The following is a 19,969-nucleotide window of genomic DNA, read 5'->3' as shown; positions in this document are numbered from 1 at the left end:
CTCAGCTACCCAGCAAACGCAGCATTTCCGTTTCGTCGATGACTTCAATGCCCAGTTCCTGCGCCTTCGCCAGTTTAGATCCTGCAGCTTCACCCGCTATCACCAGATCGGTTTTCTTCGACACGCTGCCCGCGACTTTCGCGCCCAGTTCGACCAGTCGAGCTTTAGCGTCATCACGCGACATCTGGCTTAAGCTGCCCGTGAGCACCACGGTTTTACCAGCAAACGGGCTGTCAATCTCTTCCGCGTTAATCACCACCGGCGCAGGCCAGTGAACGCCTTCCGCCAACAGCTCGCTGATGACATTGCGGTTGCTTTCTTCGGCAAAGAAGTTGTGAACGTGGGAAGCAACGACAATGCCAACATCAGGCACCTTTTGCAGCTCTTCAATCGACGCGGCTTCCAGCGCTTCCAGCGTGCCGAAATATGCCGCCAGACCTGCTGCGGTGGCCTCGCCGACTTCACGGATGCCAAGTGCATAGAGGAAGCGGGCAAAGGTGGTTTCTTTCGCTTTTTCCAGCGCGTTAACCACATTTTGTGCCGATTTCGGCCCCATGCGCTCCAGTCCGGTCAGTTTGCCTGCGGTGAGTTTGAACAGATCCGCCGGAGTGTGGACATATTCTTTTTCAACCAGTTGATCGATGATTTTGTCGCCCATTCCGTCAACATCCATCGCACGGCGGGAAACAAAGTGTTTCAGAGACTCTTTACGCTGCGCACCGCAAATCAGGCCACCGGTACAGCGGGCAACCGCTTCACCTTCCACACGCTCGACGTCAGAACCACATACCGGACAATGCGTCGGGAATACAACCTCACGGGTATCTTCCGGGCGTTCAGAAAGCACGACGTTAACCACCTGCGGGATCACGTCGCCAGCGCGGCGAATCACCACTTTATCGCCAATGCGTAATCCAAGACGTTCGATTTCGTCAGCATTATGCAGTGTAGCGTTACTCACCAGCACACCAGCAACATGGACTGGTTCAAGACGCGCAACAGGCGTAATCGCGCCAGTACGCCCAACCTGAAACTCGACGTCACGCACAAAGGTCATCTGTTCCTGCGCCGGGAATTTAAACGCTACCGCCCAGCGCGGGGCTCGCGCGACAAAGCCAAGCTGCTCCTGCTGTGCCAGAGAGTTGACCTTAATTACCACGCCGTCGATATCAAAGCCCAGCGTCGGGCGGTCTTCTTCCACTTTGTGGTAGAACGCCAGCACCTCTTCCGCCGATTCACAAAGCGTTACCCGATCGCTGACCGGTAATCCCCACTTTTTAAATTGCAGTAAACGGCCAAGATGAGTATCCGGCAGCTCGCCACCTTCCAGAACACCGACGCCATAGCAGAAAAAAGTGAGCGGTCGCTTCGCTGTAATACGCGGATCAAGCTGACGCAGTGAACCTGCAGCCGCATTACGCGGGTTAGCAAACACTTTCCCGCCTGTGCGTCGCGCATCTTCGTTGATCTTTTCGAAGCCGGCCTGCGGCAGGAACACTTCACCACGAACTTCCAGACGCGCCGGGATATTCTCGCCGTGAAGCTTCAGCGGAATGGCGCGAATAGTACGCACGTTTGATGTAATGTCTTCGCCAGTAGTGCCATCGCCACGGGTCGCGGCACTGACTAAAACGCCATTTTCATACAGAATGCTGACGGCAAGACCATCCAGTTTCAGCTCACAGCACCAAGTCACTTTTTCGTTGCTTTTCAGACGATCCTGTACGCGTTTGTTGAAAGCAAGAAAGCTTTCTTCATCAAAGACGTTATCCAGCGACAACATGGGCACTTCATGGCGGATCTGGCTGAAAGCCGCCAGCGGCGCAGCACCTACACGTTGGGTAGGTGAATCAGGTGTAATCAGCTCTGGATGTTTGGCTTCCAGCTCGCGCAGTTCGCGCATCAGCCTGTCGTATTCAGCGTCGGGAATTTCCGGCGCATCCATCACATGATAAAGATATTCATGATGGCGAAGCGTCGTTCGCAGTTCTGTCAGTTGTTGTTCGATTGATTCCATATCGCACCATCAATGCTAAAAACCCCCGACTAGCGGGGGTTCGAAGAGGAGTTAATTTGCCTTAAGTGTATCAGGCGTTGGCGTCTTTGACTTCGCGGATGATGTCCTGGTACTCGCGCAATTTCTGCGGAGTCATCATACGGCGCTGATCGTCAAGCACTACACCGCCCACTTCATCGGCAATATGCTGCGCAGATTGCAGCATCAGCTTAAAGTTCTGCAGCTCGTCACCGTAAGACGGTACCTGCATAAAGATAGTGACACCCGGAGTAGTGAAATCCTTCATTTCAGGATCGAAGGTTCCCGGTTTCACCATATTCGCCAGGCTGAATAACGCCGGGCCGCTGCCATCCGGGCTAAGATGACGATGGTAAATGTTCATATCGCCAAAAATGAAGCCCGCTTGTTGAATGCTGTTAAGAAGCAGTTCACCGTTTAACTCGCTACCGTGATGCGCCGCGACGTTCATGATAATCACCGCTTCTTTGCGCTTCGGTTTATCCATAACTGGAGCCGGTTCCGCTACAGGCTCAGGCTGTGGTGCCGCTACAGGTTCTGCAGGCTGGAAAGCCTGTTGTGCCGGTTGCGGTGCTGAATGCACTGGCTGCGGCGCTGACGCGACCTGTGGCGAAACTGGCTGCTGCAACGGCTGTTCAGGCTGAGGCTGATAGGCAGGCTGCTGCACGGGTTGCTGGACCGGCTGCGTTGGACGCGGAGCATGTTGCGGCGGTACCTGCGCTTCAGGCGGCTGCTGGACCGGTTGACGCGGCTGCGCAGACGCATAAGGCGGTTGGTACTGGTGTTGCGGCGACGGACGAGCAGCCTCATGCTCCTGGGCGTTAGCCGGGGCATGATTCACGCGGTGAACACGAACCTCACCAACGCCCTCATCATCTTCGACATCCTCGTCATAAGAATCGTCGTCACGTTTTGACTTCATTCGTTTTAATGGCCGATCGCGGAACATAGAAGATCGTTCTTTACGGCTGGTCCAGAAACCATGTACCAGTAAAGCGATTATGGCGATCGCGCCAACAATGATTAATATCAGACGCAAATCCTGCATCATTATATTCTCTGTTGTTCTAACACCTTGCCACCACGGCAAACATTTACTCACTAAGAGTATTTGCCGATTACCTCAAGTGCAAGTGCACTATTAACTTTCACAGCACAAAGATAGATGAAATCGTGCTTTTTGCTGTTTTTTCGAACATATCCTAACTGTCCATTGCGCAATTACCCGGTAAAATACGCAGAATTTTCCTGGGATTGGTCAAAAGGAGCTCATCCTGATTATGGTTTCATCATTCACATCTGCCCCACGCAGCGGTTTTTACTATTTTGCGCAAGGCTGGAAGCTCGTCTCGCAACCTGGGATTCGGCGTTTCGTTATTTTACCGCTGCTGGTCAATATTTTGTTGATGGGGGGCGCATTCTGGTGGCTCTTTACGCAACTCGATGTCTGGATCCCGACTCTCATGAGTTATGTTCCGGACTGGTTACAATGGCTGAGCTATCTGTTGTGGCCCCTGGCTGTCATCTCTGTGCTGTTAGTGTTTGGCTATTTCTTCTCAACGATTGCTAACTGGATTGCTGCTCCGTTCAACGGTTTATTGGCTGAACAACTGGAAGCAAGACTGACTGGCGCTACACCGCCAGATACCGGAATTTTCGGTATCATGAAAGATGTGCCGCGAATCATGAAACGCGAATGGCAAAAATTTGCCTGGTATCTGCCGCGCGCAATTGTATTGCTAATTCTTTACTTCATCCCTGGCATTGGGCAAACCGTCGCGCCGGTACTGTGGTTCCTGTTTAGTGCCTGGATGTTAGCCATCCAGTATTGCGATTACCCCTTCGATAACCACAAAGTGCCGTTTAAAGAGATGCGCACCGCCCTGCGCACACGCAAAATCACCAATATGCAGTTTGGTGCTTTAACCAGCCTGTTTACGATGATCCCGCTGCTTAATCTGTTCATTATGCCCGTTGCCGTTTGTGGCGCGACGGCGATGTGGGTCGATTGCTATCGCGATAAACACGCGATGTGGCGGTAACAATCTACCGGTTATTTTGTAAACCGTTTGTGTGAAACAGGGGTGGCTTATGCCACCCCTTATTCCATCTTGCATGTCATTATTTCCCTTCTGCATATAGATATGCTAAATCCTTACTTCCGCATATTCTCTGAGCGGGTATGCTACCTGTTGTATCCCAATTTCATACAGTTAAGGACAGGCCATGAGTAAGATTTTTGAAGATAACTCGCTGACTATCGGTCACACACCGCTGGTTCGCCTGAATCGCATCGGTAACGGACGCATTCTGGCGAAGGTGGAATCTCGTAACCCCAGCTTCAGCGTTAAGTGCCGTATCGGTGCCAATATGATTTGGGATGCCGAAAAGCGCGGCGTGCTGAAACCAGGCGTTGAACTGGTTGAACCAACCAGCGGTAATACCGGGATTGCACTGGCCTATGTGGCTGCCGCTCGCGGTTACAAACTCACCCTGACCATGCCAGAAACCATGAGTATTGAACGCCGCAAGCTGCTGAAAGCGTTAGGTGCAAACCTGGTGCTGACCGAAGGTGCTAAAGGCATGAAAGGCGCAATCCAAAAAGCAGAAGAAATTGTCGCCAGCAATCCAGAGAAATACCTGCTGCTGCAACAATTCAGCAATCCGGCAAACCCTGAAATCCACGAAAAAACCACCGGTCCGGAGATCTGGGAAGATACCGACGGTCAGGTTGATGTATTTATTGCTGGCGTTGGCACTGGCGGTACGCTGACCGGCGTCAGCCGCTACATTAAAGGCACCAAAGGCAAGACTGATCTCATCTCTGTCGCCGTGGAGCCAACCGATTCTCCGGTTATCGCCCAGGCGCTGGCAGGTGAAGAGATTAAACCTGGCCCGCATAAAATTCAGGGGATTGGTGCTGGTTTTATCCCGGCTAACCTTGATCTCAAGCTGGTCGATAAAGTCATTGGCATCACCAATGAAGAAGCTATTTCTACCGCGCGTCGTCTGATGGAAGAGGAAGGTATTCTTGCAGGTATCTCTTCTGGAGCGGCTGTTGCTGCAGCGTTGAAACTACAAGAAGATGAAAGCTTTACCAACAAGAATATTGTGGTTATTCTACCGTCATCGGGTGAGCGTTATTTAAGCACCGCATTGTTTGCCGATCTCTTCACTGAGAAAGAATTGCAACAGTAATGCCAGCTTGTTAAAAATGCGTAAAAAAGCACCTTTTCAGGTGCTTTTTTGTGGCCTGCTTCAAACTTTCGCCCCTCCTGGCATTGATTCAGCCTGTCGGAACTGGTATTTAACCAGACTAATTATTTTGATGCGCGAAATTAATCGTTACAGGAAAAGCCATAGCTGAATCGATTTTATGATTTGGTTCAATTCTTCCTTTAGCGGCATAATGTTTAATGACGTACGAAACGTCAGCGGTCAACACCCGCCAGCAAAGGACTGTATTGCGCTCTTCGTGCGTCGCGTCTGTTAAAAACTGGCGCTAACAATACAGGCTAAAGTCGAACCGCCAGGCTAGACTTTAGTTCCACAACACTAAACCTATAAGTTGGGGAAATACAATGTTCCAGCAAGAAGTTACCATTACCGCTCCGAACGGTCTGCACACCCGCCCTGCTGCCCAGTTTGTAAAAGAAGCTAAGGGCTTCACTTCTGAAATTACTGTGACTTCCAACGGCAAAAGCGCCAGCGCGAAAAGCCTGTTTAAACTGCAGACTCTGGGCCTGACTCAAGGTACCGTTGTGACTATCTCCGCAGAAGGCGAAGACGAACAGAAAGCGGTTGAACATCTGGTTAAACTGATGGCGGAACTCGAGTAATTTCCCGGGTTCTTTTAAAAATCAGTCACAAGTAAGGTAGGGTTATGATTTCAGGCATTTTAGCATCCCCGGGTATCGCTTTCGGTAAAGCTCTGCTTCTGAAAGAAGACGAAATTGTCATTGACCGGAAAAAAATTTCTGCCGACCAGGTTGATCAGGAAGTTGAACGTTTTCTGAGCGGTCGTGCCAAGGCATCAGCCCAGCTGGAAACGATCAAAACGAAAGCTGGTGAAACGTTCGGTGAAGAAAAAGAAGCCATCTTTGAAGGGCATATTATGCTACTCGAAGATGAGGAGCTGGAGCAGGAAATCATAGCCCTGATTAAAGATAAGCACATGACAGCTGACGCAGCTGCTCATGAAGTTATCGAAGGTCAGGCTTCTGCCCTGGAAGAGCTGGATGATGAATACCTGAAAGAGCGTGCGGCTGACGTACGTGATATCGGTAAGCGCCTGCTGCGCAACATCCTGGGCCTGAAGATTATCGACCTGAGCGCCATTCAGGATGAAGTCATTCTGGTTGCCGCTGATCTGACGCCGTCCGAAACCGCACAGCTGAACCTGAAGAAGGTGCTGGGTTTCATCACCGACGCGGGTGGCCGTACTTCCCACACCTCTATCATGGCGCGTTCTCTGGAACTGCCTGCTATCGTGGGTACCGGTAGCGTCACCTCTCAGGTGAAAAATGACGACTATCTGATTCTGGATGCCGTAAATAATCAGGTTTACGTCAATCCAACCAACGAAGTTATTGATAAAATGCGCGCTGTTCAGGAGCAAGTGGCTTCTGAAAAAGCAGAGCTTGCTAAACTGAAAGATCTGCCAGCTATTACGCTGGACGGTCACCAGGTAGAAGTGTGCGCTAACATCGGTACGGTTCGTGACGTTGAAGGTGCTGAGCGTAACGGCGCTGAAGGCGTTGGTCTTTATCGTACTGAGTTCCTGTTCATGGACCGCGACGCGCTGCCCACTGAAGAAGAACAGTTTGCTGCTTACAAAGCAGTGGCTGAAGCGTGTGGCTCTCAGGCGGTTATCGTTCGTACCATGGACATCGGCGGCGACAAAGAGCTGCCATACATGAACTTCCCGAAAGAAGAGAACCCGTTCCTCGGCTGGCGCGCTATCCGTATCGCGATGGATCGTAAAGAGATCCTGCGCGATCAGCTCCGCGCTATCCTGCGTGCCTCTGCTTTCGGTAAATTGCGCATCATGTTCCCGATGATCATCTCTGTTGAAGAAGTGCGTGCACTGCGCAAAGAGATCGAAATCTACAAACAGGAACTGCGCGACGAAGGTAAAGCGTTTGACGAGTCAATTGAAATCGGCGTAATGGTGGAAACACCGGCTGCCGCAACAATTGCACGTCATTTAGCCAAAGAAGTTGATTTCTTTAGTATCGGCACCAATGATTTAACGCAGTACACTCTGGCAGTTGACCGTGGTAATGATATGATTTCACACCTTTACCAGCCAATGTCACCGTCCGTGCTGAACTTGATCAAGCAAGTTATTGATGCTTCTCATGCTGAAGGCAAATGGACTGGCATGTGTGGTGAGCTTGCTGGCGATGAACGTGCTACACTTCTGTTGCTGGGGATGGGTCTGGACGAATTCTCTATGAGCGCCATTTCTATCCCGCGCATTAAGAAGATTATCCGTAACACGAACTTCGAAGATGCGAAGGTGTTAGCAGAGCAGGCTCTTGCTCAACCGACAACGGACGAGTTAATGACGCTGGTTAACAAGTTCATTGAAGAAAAAACAATCTGCTAATCCACGAGATGCGGCCCAATTTACTGCTTAGGAGAAGATCATGGGTTTGTTCGATAAACTGAAATCTCTGGTTTCCGACGACAAGAAGGATACCGGAACTATTGAGATCATTGCTCCGCTCTCTGGCGAGATCGTCAATATCGAAGACGTGCCGGATGTCGTTTTTGCGGAAAAAATCGTTGGTGATGGCATTGCTATCAAACCAACTGGAAACAAAATGGTCGCGCCTGTAGACGGCACCATTGGTAAAATCTTTGAAACCAACCACGCGTTCTCTATCGAATCTGATAGCGGCGTTGAGTTGTTCGTTCACTTCGGTATCGACACTGTTGAACTGAAAGGCGAAGGCTTCAAGCGTATTGCTGAAGAAGGTCAGCGCGTGAAAGTTGGTGATACCGTGATTGAATTCGATCTCCCGCTGCTGGAAGAGAAAGCCAAGTCTACCCTGACTCCGGTTGTTATCTCCAACATGGACGAAATCAAAGAACTGATCAAACTGTCCGGTAGCGTGACTGTGGGTGAAACTCCGGTTATTCGCATCAAGAAATAATTCTTGCCGCAGTGAAAAATGGCGCCGATGGGCGCCATTTTTTTATGCTTCCGTCAGGGGCGGCAAAATCAATTCATCACTACCATGCTGCTGGGTATAGCGCATCACCTCCAGCACGCGTAATCCCGCGCTATGTACCGCGTCAGTTAATTCCTTACCTTTCAACAAGCCACTGATAAGCTGGGCGCAAAACAGATCGCCTGTTCCTTTAAGATCCGTCTTTACCCGAGAATGGGAAATGACATTCACGCTGTCGGCACTGACCACCACCACCTGCATCTCCTGATTTTCTTCGTTACCGGAGGCGCTGGTAATGACCACCCATTTTAAGGTGTCTGAAAGCAAACTTTTTGCTGCGGCAATGGCACTGTCGAGATCGCGGCAATCTTTACCGGTCAGGATTTCCAGCTCAAAGATATTAGGCGTAATACCCTGCGCCAGAGGCAGTAAATATTGTCGGTATGCCTCAGGAAGGTCAGGTTTGACATAAATTCCGCTATCAATATCGCCAATCACCGGATCGACCATAATCAATAAGTCAGGATGGTCTTTGCGTAGCGCAGTCAGCCACTCGGCAAGGATTTTGATTTGCGATGCCGTTCCCATATAGCCCGTGGTGACAGCGCGCAGCTGGCGCAGCGCATCACGCTCCTGAAGCGCACGCAAATAACCGCTAAACCATTCGTCCGGAATCGCACCACCGTAGAAAGTGTCATAATGCGGCGTATTGCTCAGCAATACCGTCGGCACGGCAAAGACATTCAGGCCGTTCTGTTTGATAGCAGGCACGGCAATGCTGTTGCCTACGCTGCCGTACACTACCTGCGACTGCACGGCGACGATATCCGCCTGCAATGCCCTGCTCTTATCGTTAAACAACAACAAACTACTCATTTAATTTTTTCTCCTTGCCGATGATCCTCATCGTATTCCAACCGAAACTTTACCTGATTCTGGCAGTCAAATCGGCTATCACAAAACAAGGATAAGGTAATTCAATGAAGAAAATCATTTGTCTGGTCATTACGCTGGTAATGACACTCCCCGCTTACGCGAAGTTAACCGCCCACGAAGAAGCCCGCATCAACGCCATGCTGGAGGGATTAGCACAGAAAAAGGATTTGATATTTGTGCGCAACGGCGATGAACATACCTGCGATGAAGCGGTTTCCCATTTGCGTCTGAAGCTGGGCAATACCCGTAATCGCATTGATACTGCTGAGCAATTTATTGATAAGGTTGCTTCGTCATCATCGATTACCGGGAAGCCGTATATCGTGAAGATGCCCGGTAAGAGCGATGAAAACGCGCAACCTTTTTTACATGCGTTAATTGCGCAGACGGATAAAACGGTGCCTGCGGAAGGGAATTAATCCGCTTTGGCAAGGCATTTACAGGAGGTAACATGAAAAAATGCTTTATTTATAACGATGAAAAATCGAATAAATTTTGGTGGATAGATTACGAAGGGGATAGTTTAGCTATCAACTATGGCAAGGTAGGTAGTATTGGTAAATTCCAGACAAAAGAGTTCGATAATGAAGAACAGTGTCTGAAAGAAGCCAGTAAATTGATTGCCGCAAAAATGAAGAAAGGCTATCAAGAAGATCCAAACTTTAACTACATGGATCGCTACTATTTTGATGATGAAGAAATTGGGTTACATGTTAAAACGTCACACCCAAACTTCCAGTGCCATTTTACTGATCCACTTTATGTGTGTTGCTGGGATGAAGAATCTCCTTTTGGCAGCGATGAAGGTGCTGATGCTCTAAACGTTCTTGAAAATAGCCTGCGTAAAGAGCCGGATCTAGATTGTGCTGATTTCCCTCAAATGTTAATTGAAACTATCTGGGGTATGAAATATATCGCTATGGAAAGTATTCTTGAAGAGGATATTCGTGCGCAATTACTAGCCGATGAAATGAGCACTATCCAGAGCAATATGATTACCTACGCAACTGCATTCGGTCAGATTAAAGTCATGGGTAAAATCTCCCATAAACTTAAAAAGATGGGACTCAATGCACTAGCCCGTCATCAGCTTACCGCAAAAATTCTTCAATGGGGTGATGGTCAGGACTCACCAATACTTCAAAAAATGATTGATGACCTTACTACGTTTCCACACGAAAATTAAAAACTGCATTTGTCGGCAGCAACAACTGCCGACAAAGCAGATTATTGACAAAGTGCACTTTGTTTATGCCAGATGCAGCGTAAACGCCTTATTCGGCCTACAAAATATTGCTAATTCAATATATTACAGGAACCTTGTAGGCCTGATAAGCGTAGCGCATCAGGCAGTTTTGCGTTTGTCATCAGCCTCCAATGCTATTAATCCTTAAATCCCCGCCCCCTGACTAAAGTGCTCTTCCCCAAACACCCCGGTAGAAAGGTAGCGATCGCCACGATCGCAGATGATCGCTACCACCACTGCACCAGGGTTGGCTTTTGCCACCCGCAGTGCTCCGGCAACCGCGCCGCCGGAACTTACACCGCAGAAAATCCCTTCCCGCACTGCCAGTTCGCGCATGGTGTTTTCCGCATCACGCTGATGAATATCCAGCACCTCATCCACCAGCGAAGCGTTGAAGATGCCTGGCAGATATTCCTCAGGCCAGCGACGAATGCCGGGAATGCTGCTGCCCTCTTCCGGCTGCAGGCCGACAATCGCCACCGGTTTCGATTGCTCGCGCATAAAGCGCGACACGCCGGTAATCGTACCGGTCGTCCCCATGCTGGAGACAAAATGGGTAATGCGACCGCCGGTTTGCAGCCAGATTTCCGGCCCGGTGGTGGTGTAATGCGCATAAGGATTATCGGGATTATTAAACTGATCGAGCAGCTTGCCTTCGCCACGATTCGCCATCTCCAGCGCCAGATCGCGCGCACCTTCCATGCCCTGCTCTTTGGTGACCAGAATCAGCTCCGCACCGTAGGCACGCATCGCCGCGCGACGCTCCTGGCTCATGTTATCGGGCATCAGCAATTTCATGCGATAGCCTTTTAGCGCAGCGATCATTGCCAGCGCAATCCCGGTGTTACCACTGGTGGCTTCGATTAACACATCACCCGGTTTAATTTCCCCGCGCTTTTCCGCCTCGACGATCATCGAAAGCGCCGCACGATCTTTCACCGAACCGGCCGGATTATTGCCTTCCAGCTTTAACCACACTTCACTGCCGTTATCCGGCCCCATTCGTTGTAATTTCACCAGAGGCGTATTGCCTATTGTTTGTTCTAATGTACTCACGATTTCTGTCCATACGTGGTGTTGCCTGATGCGACGTTTACGCGTCTTATCAGGCCTACAGGTTACAAAACCTTGCCATTAAAAAGCCCGGATCGCGGGAAGCGCCTCCGGGCGTTTAACATTCACTCAACCTATCAGGCGCTTTGTGCGAGAGCAAGTTCCTCATCGCGTGTTTCAATACGCTCGTCGCCGTTATACAGCCGCGCATGTTGCAGCCCGACGAACAAACGATCGCCGCGCACTGGCGCATCATCGCCACGCATTACCACGGTGAGCGGATCTTCATACCACCCCAGCGGCTGCACGACTAATTGGGTGTAGTGACCTTTCGGGCTGGCTTCCAGCACCTGTACCGGCAGCGGCGAATCGAGGCTGGTGCGGCGGCTGATATCCACTTCCCACGGGCGCAGGAAGAGATCCACCGGCCCCTGGTACGCAGGGGTATATCCCAGCGGCCAGCGGTGCGCACCAACGTGGAACTGCCCACCGCGAATCGTTCCCTGCAAGCGGTTCACTTCGCCCATAAACTCCAGCACAAAACGGGTCGCCGGTTCGCGCCAGACCTGATCGGGTTCATCAGCCTGTTCGATATTGCCCTGGCTCATCACCACCACGCGGTTGGCGACTTCCATCGCCTCTTCCTGGTCGTGGGTAACGAACACGCTGGTGAATTTCAGCTCTTCATGCAACTGACGCAGCCAACGACGCAGCTCTTTACGCACCTGCGCATCCAGCGCGCCAAACGGTTCATCAAGCAGCAGAATCTGCGGTTCCACAGCCAGCGCCCGCGCCAGCGCCACACGCTGTTTCTGGCCGCCGGAAAGCTGGGCCGGATAACGATCCGCCAGATGCGCAAGCTGCACCATTTCCAGCAATTTTGTCACTTTCGCTTTGATGGCTGCGGCATTCGGGCGCTCGCGACGCGGCAGCACCGTCAGGCCAAAGGCGATATTGTCGAACACCGTCATATGGCGGAACAGCGCGTAATGCTGAAACACGAAACCGACTTTGCGATCGCGTGCATGCAGGCGGCTGACGTCGGTGCCGTGGAAACGAATATGCCCGCTGGTTTGATGCTCCAGCCCGGCGATAATCCGCAGCAGCGTGGTTTTCCCGGAACCTGACGGCCCCAGCAATGCGACCATCTGACCAGAAGGAATATCCAGTGAGATATCGTTCAGCACCTGGGTGCGACCAAACGACTTCTTAATATTGGCAATCTCAATGCTCATGATGATCCTCCTGTTGCGCGCGTTTTTCCTGATTCTCCAGGCGCCACTGCAACATACTCTTTAAAAACAGGGTGATAATCGCCATCAGCGTCAACAGCGCCGCGGCGGTAAAGGAGCCGACAGTGTTGTAGTCCTGCTCCAGCAATTCAATCTGTAACGGCAGCGAAAGTGTTTCGCCGCGAATCGAGCCGGAAACCACCGACACCGCGCCAAACTCGCCAATCGCGCGGGCGTTGGTCAGCACCACGCCATAAAGCAGCGCCCAGCGGATGTTCGGCAGCGTGACGCGGCGGAACATCTGCCAGCCAGACGCGCCAAGCAAAATCGCCGCTTCGTCTTCCTGGCTTCCCTGACTTAACATCACCGGCACCAGCTCGCGCACCACAAACGGACAGGTCACGAAGATGGTGACCAGCACCATTCCCGGCCAGGAGAACATAATTTGCAGATTATGTTCATCCAGCCAGCCGCCGAGCGGGCCGTTAGAGCCGTAGAACAGCAGATAGACCAGACCGGCAACCACCGGCGACACGGCAAACGGAATGTCCAGCAGCGTCAGCAGCAACTGGCGTCCGGGGAAGTTAAAGCGCGTCACCAGCCAGGCCAGCAGAATCCCAAACACCAGGTTTACCGGTACGGCAATCAGCGCGATCATCACCGTCAGCCAGATGGCGTGCAGCATGTCCGGATCGGCCAGATTCTGTAACACCGGCATCAGCCCTTTGCTGAATGCCTGCACGAAAATGTAAATCATCGGCACCAGCAGGATGAACGCCGAAACCAGCATTCCGGTGCCAATCAAAAACCATTTGCCCCAGTTAATCGGGCGCGCGTCATAACGCTTCAACTGTGTCACTTCCGCCATTAATGACCTACCACACGCCGACCAAAGCGACTTTGCAGAGTGTTAATTGAGAACAGCAGCAGCAGGGATGCCGCGAGTATCACCGAAGCAATTGCGCTCGCCGCCGGGTAATCAAACTCCTGTAAGCGAACAAAAATCATCAGCGACGTCACTTCCGTCTTCCAGGCGATGTTCCCGGCGATAAAAATCACCGCACCAAACTCACCGAGACTACGGGTAAACGACAGCGCCACGCCCGCCACCAGCGCCGGAGAAAGCTCCGGCAGCACCACTTTGCAGAAACTCTGCCAGCGCGTTGCGCCGAGCGTTTCTGCCGCTTCTTCATATTCCGGGCCTAACTCCTCCAGCACCGGCTGCACGGTGCGCACCACAAACGGAATGCTGGTAAAGGCCATCGCCACCGCGATTCCAAGCCACGTATAGGTGACTTTGATATCAAACTTCGCCAGCCATTCACCGTAAAAACCGTTCACGGAAAAGAGCGAGGCCAGCGTTAAACCTGCTACCGCCGTTGGTAGCGCAAACGGTAAATCCATCAGCGCATCAAGCAGCGTGCGGCCCGGAAAGCGATAGCGGGTTAAAATCCACGCCATCAGCAGGCCGAAAACGCCGTTAAAAATCGATGCCACAAACGCCGACAGCAGCGTCACTTTATAGGCCGCGACCACCTGCGGGTTGGTGATCACCTCCCAGTACTGCGCCCAGCTCATCTGAGCCAGTTGCATCACCAGCGCGGAGAGCGGCAGCAGCAAAATCAGGCACACAAACAGCAGACTGGTGCCGAGGCTTAAGGTAAAGCCCGGCAGCACGCGTCTGGAAGAAACTGCAAACATTAGTTACGCCCCGCCGCTAACAGCTTGTCTAACTCGCCGCCGCTGTTGAAGTGGGTTTTCATCACTTCCGGCCAGGAGCCAAATTTATCTTCCACGCGAAACAGCTCGGTCTGCGGGAATTTGTCTTTCAGTTTGTCCATGACTTCCGGGTTATTCACGCGGTAGTAATAATCGGTAATGATCGTTTGCGCCTGTGGGCTGTAGAGCCAGTTCAGGTAAGCTTTTGCCGCTTTTTCCGTGCCGTTGGCCTGCACGTTTTTATCGACCCACGCCACCGGGAATTCCGCCAGAATGTTGGTTTTCGGAATCACCACTTCAAAGCCCTGCGCTTCATACTGCTTGCGGATGTTGTTCACTTCCGATTCGAAGCTAATCAGCACATCGCCCAGCCCGCGCTCGGCAAAGGTGGTAGTTGCGCCACGACCGCCGGTATCGAACACTTCCACGTTTTTCAGGAACTGGGTCATAAACTGTTCGGTTTTGGCTTTATCGCCACCGTCAGCTTTATCCGCTGCGCCCCATGCCGCCAGATAGGTATAACGCGCGTTACCGGAGGTTTTTGGGTTCGGGAAAATCAGCTTCACGTCGGAGCGCACCAGATCGTTCCAGTCATGGATATTCTTCGGGTTGCCCTTACGCACCAGGAAGCCCATGGTGGAGTAAAACGGCGAGCTGTTATTCGGCAGGCGCGACTGCCAGTCAGCCGGGATCAGTTTGCCTTTATCATGCAGGATTTGTACGTCGGTCACCTGGTTATAAGTTACAACGTCTGCTTTTAAGCCCTGCAAAATCGCCAGCGCCTGTTTTGATGACCCGGCATGAGATTGTTTTATCGTCAGTTTATCGCCGCCGTTGTCTTTGGCCCATTGTTGCTCAAACGGGGTATTCAGGGCGGCAAAGAGCTCGCGGGAGACGTCATAAGAACTGTTCAGCAGTTCCGTTGCCTGTACATGGCCCGCCAGCAGCAGAGAAGCGACCAGCGCGAGTGAGTTCTTTTTCAGTAAGTTAACGGCCATTGCGCACCCTTATTAATTAAATGACTTTCTATTAGTCATCATATTTATAACGGACGTGAAAGGAGTAACGGTTTTATATACCGTTTGGTGATTTGGAAGTTGAAAAGGGAATAAGAACTTGGTTCAACAGGCGTAATTGTTGCAGTCAGTTTGGACACGAACAACGCGGAGAAACCGGAGCGTACACATAGTACGTGAGGATTTCGAGCACTGCCCGGGGCCAAAATGACAAATAAAATAGCCTGGTGAACTTAGTTCAAGACGAAATCCTCCCCACACATGCAGGGAGGAAACAGAGGTGAATCAGATGCCGACGCTAACCGTCTCCGGCAGTGTGCTGCCGCCATCAATCACATTCTGTGTACCGGTTAAATAGCTGGATTCATCGGATGCGAGGAAGGCCGCCAGTTCGCCGACTTCCAGCGGATCGGCGAGGCGACGCAGCGGGATTGCTTTCGCCATTTCAGTCAGCACCGATTCCGGATCCTCCGGGTTTGACTGACGCGCGATGCTTTCCGCCATTGGCGTGCGAACATATCCTGGGCAGATGGCGTTAACGCGAATACCAGACTGCGCGTACTCCACCGCCAGCGATTTAGTCAGGCCAACAATCGCCGCTTTCGTTAAGGCATACGCCGTTTCGCCCGGATCGGCCACCATATCGCCAGTGACCGAAGACATCATCACAATGCGACCATCTTTGCGGGCAATCATCTCCGGCAGCACCGCCTTTGTGACGTTCCATACGCCTTTTATATTGATATCAATATGGAAATCGCGATCTTCATCGCTCATATCGAGGAAACTGCCCAGACGACAAACGCCTGCGTTATTCACCAGGATATCAATGCGCCCTTCTTTTTCCTTTGCGCGCTTGATAGCTGCGGCTACCGACGCCGGGTCACGCACATCGGCGACAACCGCCGTACAGCGATGACCACGACCACACAGTTCGTCCGCCAGCTTTTCGATCTCAGGGGAGATATCCAGCAAGATTAGGTTTGCGCCATGACGCGCAAAAGTTCTGGCAATTCCTTCGCCAATTCCCTGCAATGCGCCCGTAATCAGTGCTGTCTTGCCCGTGAGTTTACCCATTTTAATGCTCTCCTTGTTAATACAGAGCGTTACACTCCATTCCCTCTGAAAATACATGATAAACAAAATATTGCTGCGGATCAGCTCACTAATTCAGGAAAATCTCAATCCAGTCGCTGCTTTATGCATCATTTCAGGCGTTGCGTTAGCTCACTGCTGCGCTCAATCATTTTCAATGACTCGACATCATTAAGTTGTACCAGCCCAACAAACAGTAAATCGGTAACCGAATTTTGTGCCGTGCGGGTGGACATCGACGAGCTACGCCATTCGGTTTCACCAGAAACGGTATCGAGGGTGAAATGTGCCAACCGCCGCAGCGGAGAGTCAGTCAGTGAAGTAATGGCAATCACCGTTGCCCCCTGCTTTCGCGCTGCCTCGGCGCATAGCAAAATCTCTTTTTTACTGCCGCTGTAAGAGATAGCGATTTGTACATCACCTTTTTTCAACGCCTGGGAAACGGTAGCTTGTACGTGCGTGTCGGCTTCACAGGCCACGCGATAACCAATTTTCATCAGTTTGAATGAAAGATCGCGCCCCACCAGCGCCGACCCGCCCAGGCCTGTTATCTGGATAAACGGCGCTTTACTGATGACCTCAATGATTTTTTGCAGCCGCGCGTAATCGAGTAAGGCGCAGGTTTGCTCCAGTGCCAGCTCTTTTTCGCGATTCAGTTTGCGGGCAATCACTTCCAGCGAATCGTCACTGGTAATCGAACTGTGCAAGTGCAGCGCCGTGGCATTCGTTTTCTCCCGGCTGGCACTGTATTCGCCAATTAACGCCATACGCAATTCAGTAAATCCTTGCGCGCCGAGCTTCTGGGCAAACTTCACAATACTCGACTGGCTGATGCCGAGCTGTTTCGCCATCTTGCGCGAAGAGACGGATTTCAGCTCACTCACTTTAGCCTGCAGAAAGTCAGCTATTTTTTGCTCGTTCTCGGTAAATTCACTTTCTGCATTGCGTATTTTCGTCAGGTACAACATCTTCCACTCTCCTGGGCTGGCAGCAAAAATTCCGCTTAAGTTCTTATGACGCTCTTCACACTCTGCGAGTGTAGACTCAATGATTCCTTTAAGTCTGTCAATTCGGGATATATGATTCCATCCATCTGCAATTATTTGATCGTAAATAGTAAGGTCACCACCGATGCAACTTGAAAAGATGATTACCGAAGGCTCGAACGCCGCTTCGGCTGAAATTGACCGCGTATCAACGCTGGAAATGTGCCGGATTATCAACGATGAAGATAAAACCGTACCACTCGCCGTTGAGCGTGTACTGCCGGATATCGCCGCAGCGATCGATGTTATCCACGCCCAGGTAAGCGGCGGCGGTCGACTGATTTACATCGGTGCGGGGACTTCCGGTCGTCTGGGTATTCTTGATGCCAGCGAATGTCCGCCGACCTACGGCGTCAAACCGGGCCTGGTGGTTGGTTTGATTGCTGGCGGTGAATATGCCATTCAGCACGCGGTGGAAGGCGCAGAAGATAGTCGGGAAGGTGGCGTTAACGATCTAAAAAATATCGGCTTAACCGCACAGGATGTGGTGGTTGGTATTGCTGCCAGTGGTCGCACACCGTATGTGATTGCCGGGCTGGAATACGCACGCCAACTCGGTTGCCGCACAGTGGGCATTTCCTGTAATCCGGGGAGCGCCGTTTCAACCACCGCTGAGTTTGCTATTACTCCGGTGGTTGGTGCCGAAGTGGTTACCGGTTCTTCGCGAATGAAAGCAGGCACAGCGCAGAAACTGGTGCTCAATATGCTCTCTACCGGGCTGATGATTAAATCCGGCAAAGTGTTCGGCAACCTGATGGTCGATGTGGTCGCCACCAACGAAAAATTGCATGTGCGCCAGGTCAATATCGTTAAAAACGCCACCGGATGTAACGCCGAACAAGCGGAAGCGGCGTTAATTGCTTGCGAGCGCAACTGTAAAACGGCCATTGTGATGGTGCTGAAAAATCTCGATGCCGCAGAAGCAAAAAAACGCCTGGATCAACACGGCGGCTTTATTCGTCAGGTTTTAGACAAGGAATAACCCATGGCCAAAGAGATCAGCAGTGAACTTCTGAACACCATCCTTACCCGTGTCGGCGGACCGGGGAATATCACCAGTTGTGGTAACTGTATGACGCGCCTGCGTCTGGGTGTACATGACAGTTCACTGGTTGATCCCAATATCAAAACGCTGGAAGGCGTGAAGGGCGTCATTTTGACCAGCGATCAGGTACAGGTCGTTTTTGGACCAGGTAAAGCGCATCGTGCCGCCAAAGCGATGAGCGAACTGCTGGGCGAAGCCCCGGTACAGGATGCCGCAGAAATCGCCGCTCAGAATAAACGCCAGTTAAAAGCCAAACAAACCTCCGGCGTGCAACAGTTTCTTGCCAAATTCGCCACTATCTTCACGCCGCTGATCCCCGGTTTTATTGCTGCAGGTCTGTTGCTGGGGATAGCGACGTTAATTGCCACCGTAATGCACGTTCCGGCAGATGCTCAGGGAACGCTACCCGATGCGCTGAATTTTATGAAGGTGTTCAGCAAAGGTTTGTTCACTTTCCTGGTGATTCTGGTGGGCTATAACGCTGCCCAGGCATTTGGCGGCACGGGCGTCAATGGCGCAATTATCGCCGCGCTCTTTTTGCTCGGTTATAACCCTGCTGCCACCACCGGTTACTACGCCGGTTTTCACGATTTCTTCGGTCTGCCCATCGATCCGCGTGGCAATATTATCGGCGTGTTGATTGCCGCCTGGGCCTGCGCCCGCATCGAAGGCATGGTGCGCCGCTTTATGCCAGACGATCTCGACATGCTGTTGACCTCGTTAATCACTCTGCTGATCACCGCCACACTGGCGTATTTGATCATTATGCCGCTGGGTGGCTGGTTATTCGAAGGCATGTCGTGGCTGTTTATGCACCTGAACAGTAATCCGCTCGGTTGCGCAGTTTTAGCAGGGCTATTCCTGATCGCCGTGGTGTTTGGCGTGCATCAGGGCTTTATTCCTGTTTACCTGGCGTTAATGGACAGCCAGGGATTCAACAGCCTGTTCCCCATCCTTTCAATGGCAGGCGCGGGCCAGGTGGGTGCGGCGCTGGCACTCTACTGGCGGGCGCAACCGCACAGTGCATTACGCAGTCAGGTCCGCGGGGCAATTATTCCCGGTCTGCTGGGCGTTGGCGAACCGTTAATTTACGGCGTTACCCTACCCCGCATGAAACCGTTTGTTACCGCCTGTTTAGGCGGCGCAGCGGGCGGTTTGTTTATCGGCCTGATAGCCTGGTGGGGTCTGCCGATGGGCTTAAACAGCGCCTTTGGGCCGTCTGGCCTGGTGGCGCTGCCGCTGATGACATCCGCGCAAGGCATCCTTCCGGCAATGGCGGTTTACGCTGGCGGGATTCTGGTGGCATGGGTTTGTGGGTTTATTTTCACCACGCTCTTTGGCTGCCGTAACGTCAATCTGGACTGATT

At 51.8% G+C, this 19,969-nt stretch carries 19 protein-coding genes; 9 read left to right on the top strand and 10 right to left on the bottom strand.

The features are described from left to right. Nucleotide 1: 1 nt before the first annotated feature. Together ligA and zipA are read right to left on the bottom strand one after the other, a co-directional pair. On the bottom strand, nucleotides 2–2,017 hold the full coding sequence (gene ligA / locus AACU19_RS00925) for an NAD-dependent DNA ligase LigA (protein WP_000443657.1): 2,016 nt from the start codon (nucleotides 2,015–2,017) through the stop codon (nucleotides 2–4). A 70-nt stretch (nucleotides 2,018–2,087) separates the two neighbouring features. After that, nucleotides 2,088–3,086: a cell division protein ZipA gene (gene zipA / locus AACU19_RS00920; RefSeq protein WP_001305210.1), complete on the bottom strand. Its 999-nt coding sequence runs from the start codon at nucleotides 3,084–3,086 to the stop codon at nucleotides 2,088–2,090. Between the two features lie 229 nt (nucleotides 3,087–3,315). Between zipA and cysZ the strand changes: the two genes are divergently transcribed. The 5 genes from cysZ to crr all read left to right on the top strand — a co-directional run bounded on the left by cysZ (nucleotide 3,316) and on the right by crr (nucleotide 8,196). Further along, the gene (gene cysZ / locus AACU19_RS00915) at nucleotides 3,316–4,077 is read left to right on the top strand and encodes a sulfate transporter CysZ (protein ID WP_000254839.1); all 762 of its coding nucleotides are present in this window, start codon (nucleotides 3,316–3,318) and stop codon (nucleotides 4,075–4,077) included. Nucleotides 4,078–4,261: 184 nt separating this feature from the next. Further along, entirely contained in the window at nucleotides 4,262–5,233 is a 972-nt protein-coding gene (cysK, locus tag AACU19_RS00910; RefSeq protein ID WP_000034402.1) for a cysteine synthase A, read from the top strand. Between the two features lie 383 nt (nucleotides 5,234–5,616). Next, nucleotides 5,617–5,874 (top strand): phosphocarrier protein Hpr, encoded by a 258-nt coding sequence (gene ptsH / locus AACU19_RS00905; protein WP_000487600.1) that lies wholly within the window; start codon nucleotides 5,617–5,619, stop codon nucleotides 5,872–5,874. A 44-nt stretch (nucleotides 5,875–5,918) separates the two neighbouring features. Beyond that, on the top strand, nucleotides 5,919–7,646 hold the full coding sequence (gene ptsI, locus AACU19_RS00900; RefSeq protein ID WP_000623136.1) for a phosphoenolpyruvate-protein phosphotransferase PtsI: 1,728 nt from the start codon (nucleotides 5,919–5,921) through the stop codon (nucleotides 7,644–7,646). Nucleotides 7,647–7,686: 40 nt separating this feature from the next. Further along, nucleotides 7,687–8,196, top strand: a complete 510-nt coding sequence (gene crr, locus AACU19_RS00895) for a PTS glucose transporter subunit IIA (protein ID WP_000522247.1) — start codon at nucleotides 7,687–7,689, stop codon at nucleotides 8,194–8,196. Between the two features lie 42 nt (nucleotides 8,197–8,238). Here crr and pdxK read toward each other — a convergent pair whose 3' ends face one another. Then, on the bottom strand, nucleotides 8,239–9,090 hold the full coding sequence (gene pdxK, locus AACU19_RS00890) for a pyridoxine/pyridoxal/pyridoxamine kinase (RefSeq protein WP_000096641.1): 852 nt from the start codon (nucleotides 9,088–9,090) through the stop codon (nucleotides 8,239–8,241). 104 nt (nucleotides 9,091–9,194) lie between these two features. Between pdxK and AACU19_RS00885 the strand changes: the two genes are divergently transcribed. Together AACU19_RS00885 and AACU19_RS00880 are read left to right on the top strand one after the other, a co-directional pair. After that, on the top strand, nucleotides 9,195–9,569 hold the full coding sequence (locus AACU19_RS00885; protein ID WP_105277955.1) for a YfeK family protein: 375 nt from the start codon (nucleotides 9,195–9,197) through the stop codon (nucleotides 9,567–9,569). Nucleotides 9,570–9,601: 32 nt separating this feature from the next. Continuing rightward, a complete protein-coding gene (locus AACU19_RS00880; protein WP_000710497.1) occupies nucleotides 9,602–10,336 on the top strand; it encodes a WGR domain-containing protein in 735 nt (244 codons plus the stop codon). Nucleotides 10,337–10,540: 204 nt separating this feature from the next. Here the strand turns inward: AACU19_RS00880 and cysM are convergent, their stop codons facing one another. The 7 genes from cysM to murR form a co-directional block, all read right to left on the bottom strand. Further along, nucleotides 10,541–11,452 (bottom strand): cysteine synthase B, encoded by a 912-nt coding sequence (gene cysM, locus AACU19_RS00875; protein ID WP_105277954.1) that lies wholly within the window; start codon nucleotides 11,450–11,452, stop codon nucleotides 10,541–10,543. 134 nt (nucleotides 11,453–11,586) lie between these two features. Further along, a complete protein-coding gene (gene cysA / locus AACU19_RS00870; protein ID WP_000021028.1) occupies nucleotides 11,587–12,684 on the bottom strand; it encodes a sulfate/thiosulfate ABC transporter ATP-binding protein CysA in 1,098 nt (365 codons plus the stop codon). After that, nucleotides 12,674–13,549: a sulfate/thiosulfate ABC transporter permease CysW gene (gene cysW, locus AACU19_RS00865; RefSeq protein WP_105277953.1), complete on the bottom strand. Its 876-nt coding sequence runs from the start codon at nucleotides 13,547–13,549 to the stop codon at nucleotides 12,674–12,676. The genes cysA and cysW overlap by 11 nt, the downstream gene beginning before the upstream one ends. Further along, entirely contained in the window at nucleotides 13,549–14,382 is an 834-nt protein-coding gene (gene cysT, locus AACU19_RS00860) for a sulfate/thiosulfate ABC transporter permease CysT (protein ID WP_000458406.1), read from the bottom strand. The genes cysW and cysT overlap by 1 nt, the downstream gene beginning before the upstream one ends. Further along, nucleotides 14,382–15,398, bottom strand: a complete 1,017-nt coding sequence (gene cysP, locus AACU19_RS00855; RefSeq protein WP_000290253.1) for a thiosulfate/sulfate ABC transporter substrate-binding protein CysP — start codon at nucleotides 15,396–15,398, stop codon at nucleotides 14,382–14,384. Before cysP ends, cysT begins: the two co-directional genes overlap by 1 nt. A gap of 303 nt (nucleotides 15,399–15,701) precedes the next feature. After that, entirely contained in the window at nucleotides 15,702–16,493 is a 792-nt protein-coding gene (gene ucpA, locus AACU19_RS00850) for an SDR family oxidoreductase UcpA (RefSeq protein WP_000517442.1), read from the bottom strand. Nucleotides 16,494–16,621: 128 nt separating this feature from the next. Then, nucleotides 16,622–17,479, bottom strand: a complete 858-nt coding sequence (gene murR / locus AACU19_RS00845; RefSeq protein WP_000966432.1) for an HTH-type transcriptional regulator MurR — start codon at nucleotides 17,477–17,479, stop codon at nucleotides 16,622–16,624. A gap of 163 nt (nucleotides 17,480–17,642) precedes the next feature. Between murR and murQ the strand changes: the two genes are divergently transcribed. Beyond that, complete coding sequence (gene murQ, locus AACU19_RS00840; RefSeq protein ID WP_001175600.1) at nucleotides 17,643–18,539, top strand: N-acetylmuramic acid 6-phosphate etherase; 897 nt, start codon at nucleotides 17,643–17,645, stop codon at nucleotides 18,537–18,539. Between the two features lie 3 nt (nucleotides 18,540–18,542). Next, nucleotides 18,543–19,967, top strand: coding sequence for a PTS N-acetylmuramic acid transporter subunit IIBC (murP, locus tag AACU19_RS00835; protein WP_105277952.1), 1,425 nt, complete (start codon nucleotides 18,543–18,545; stop codon nucleotides 19,965–19,967). Nucleotides 19,968–19,969 lie beyond the last annotated feature (2 nt).

Source organism: Escherichia sp. MOD1-EC4550 (assembly GCF_963876935.1).
Classification (GTDB): domain Bacteria; phylum Pseudomonadota; class Gammaproteobacteria; order Enterobacterales; family Enterobacteriaceae; genus Escherichia; species Escherichia coli_F.
Note: the sequence above shows the minus strand (reverse complement) of the source record. Positions and strands in the feature narration are given on the sequence as shown.

What these genes read in the sequence shown, in the direction of transcription:
- ligA (WP_000443657.1), bottom strand. Translation starts at nt 2,017, where the DNA reads ATGGAATCAATCGAACAACAACTGACAGAACTGCGAACGACGCTTCGC.
- ptsH (WP_000487600.1), top strand. Translation starts at nt 5,617, where the DNA reads ATGTTCCAGCAAGAAGTTACCATTACCGCTCCGAACGGTCTGCACACC.
- murP (WP_105277952.1), top strand. Translation starts at nt 18,543, where the DNA reads ATGGCCAAAGAGATCAGCAGTGAACTTCTGAACACCATCCTTACCCGT.
- cysP (WP_000290253.1), bottom strand. Translation starts at nt 15,398, where the DNA reads ATGGCCGTTAACTTACTGAAAAAGAACTCACTCGCGCTGGTCGCTTCT.
- cysK (WP_000034402.1), top strand. Translation starts at nt 4,262, where the DNA reads ATGAGTAAGATTTTTGAAGATAACTCGCTGACTATCGGTCACACACCG.
- pdxK (WP_000096641.1), bottom strand. Translation starts at nt 9,090, where the DNA reads ATGAGTAGTTTGTTGTTGTTTAACGATAAGAGCAGGGCATTGCAGGCG.
- AACU19_RS00885 (WP_105277955.1), top strand. Translation starts at nt 9,195, where the DNA reads ATGAAGAAAATCATTTGTCTGGTCATTACGCTGGTAATGACACTCCCC.
- ucpA (WP_000517442.1), bottom strand. Translation starts at nt 16,493, where the DNA reads ATGGGTAAACTCACGGGCAAGACAGCACTGATTACGGGCGCATTGCAG.
- ptsI (WP_000623136.1), top strand. Translation starts at nt 5,919, where the DNA reads ATGATTTCAGGCATTTTAGCATCCCCGGGTATCGCTTTCGGTAAAGCT.
- cysW (WP_105277953.1), bottom strand. Translation starts at nt 13,549, where the DNA reads ATGGCGGAAGTGACACAGTTGAAGCGTTATGACGCGCGCCCGATTAAC.
- murR (WP_000966432.1), bottom strand. Translation starts at nt 17,479, where the DNA reads ATGTTGTACCTGACGAAAATACGCAATGCAGAAAGTGAATTTACCGAG.
- cysA (WP_000021028.1), bottom strand. Translation starts at nt 12,684, where the DNA reads ATGAGCATTGAGATTGCCAATATTAAGAAGTCGTTTGGTCGCACCCAG.
- zipA (WP_001305210.1), bottom strand. Translation starts at nt 3,086, where the DNA reads ATGATGCAGGATTTGCGTCTGATATTAATCATTGTTGGCGCGATCGCC.
- cysT (WP_000458406.1), bottom strand. Translation starts at nt 14,382, where the DNA reads ATGTTTGCAGTTTCTTCCAGACGCGTGCTGCCGGGCTTTACCTTAAGC.
- crr (WP_000522247.1), top strand. Translation starts at nt 7,687, where the DNA reads ATGGGTTTGTTCGATAAACTGAAATCTCTGGTTTCCGACGACAAGAAG.
- AACU19_RS00880 (WP_000710497.1), top strand. Translation starts at nt 9,602, where the DNA reads ATGAAAAAATGCTTTATTTATAACGATGAAAAATCGAATAAATTTTGG.
- murQ (WP_001175600.1), top strand. Translation starts at nt 17,643, where the DNA reads ATGCAACTTGAAAAGATGATTACCGAAGGCTCGAACGCCGCTTCGGCT.
- cysZ (WP_000254839.1), top strand. Translation starts at nt 3,316, where the DNA reads ATGGTTTCATCATTCACATCTGCCCCACGCAGCGGTTTTTACTATTTT.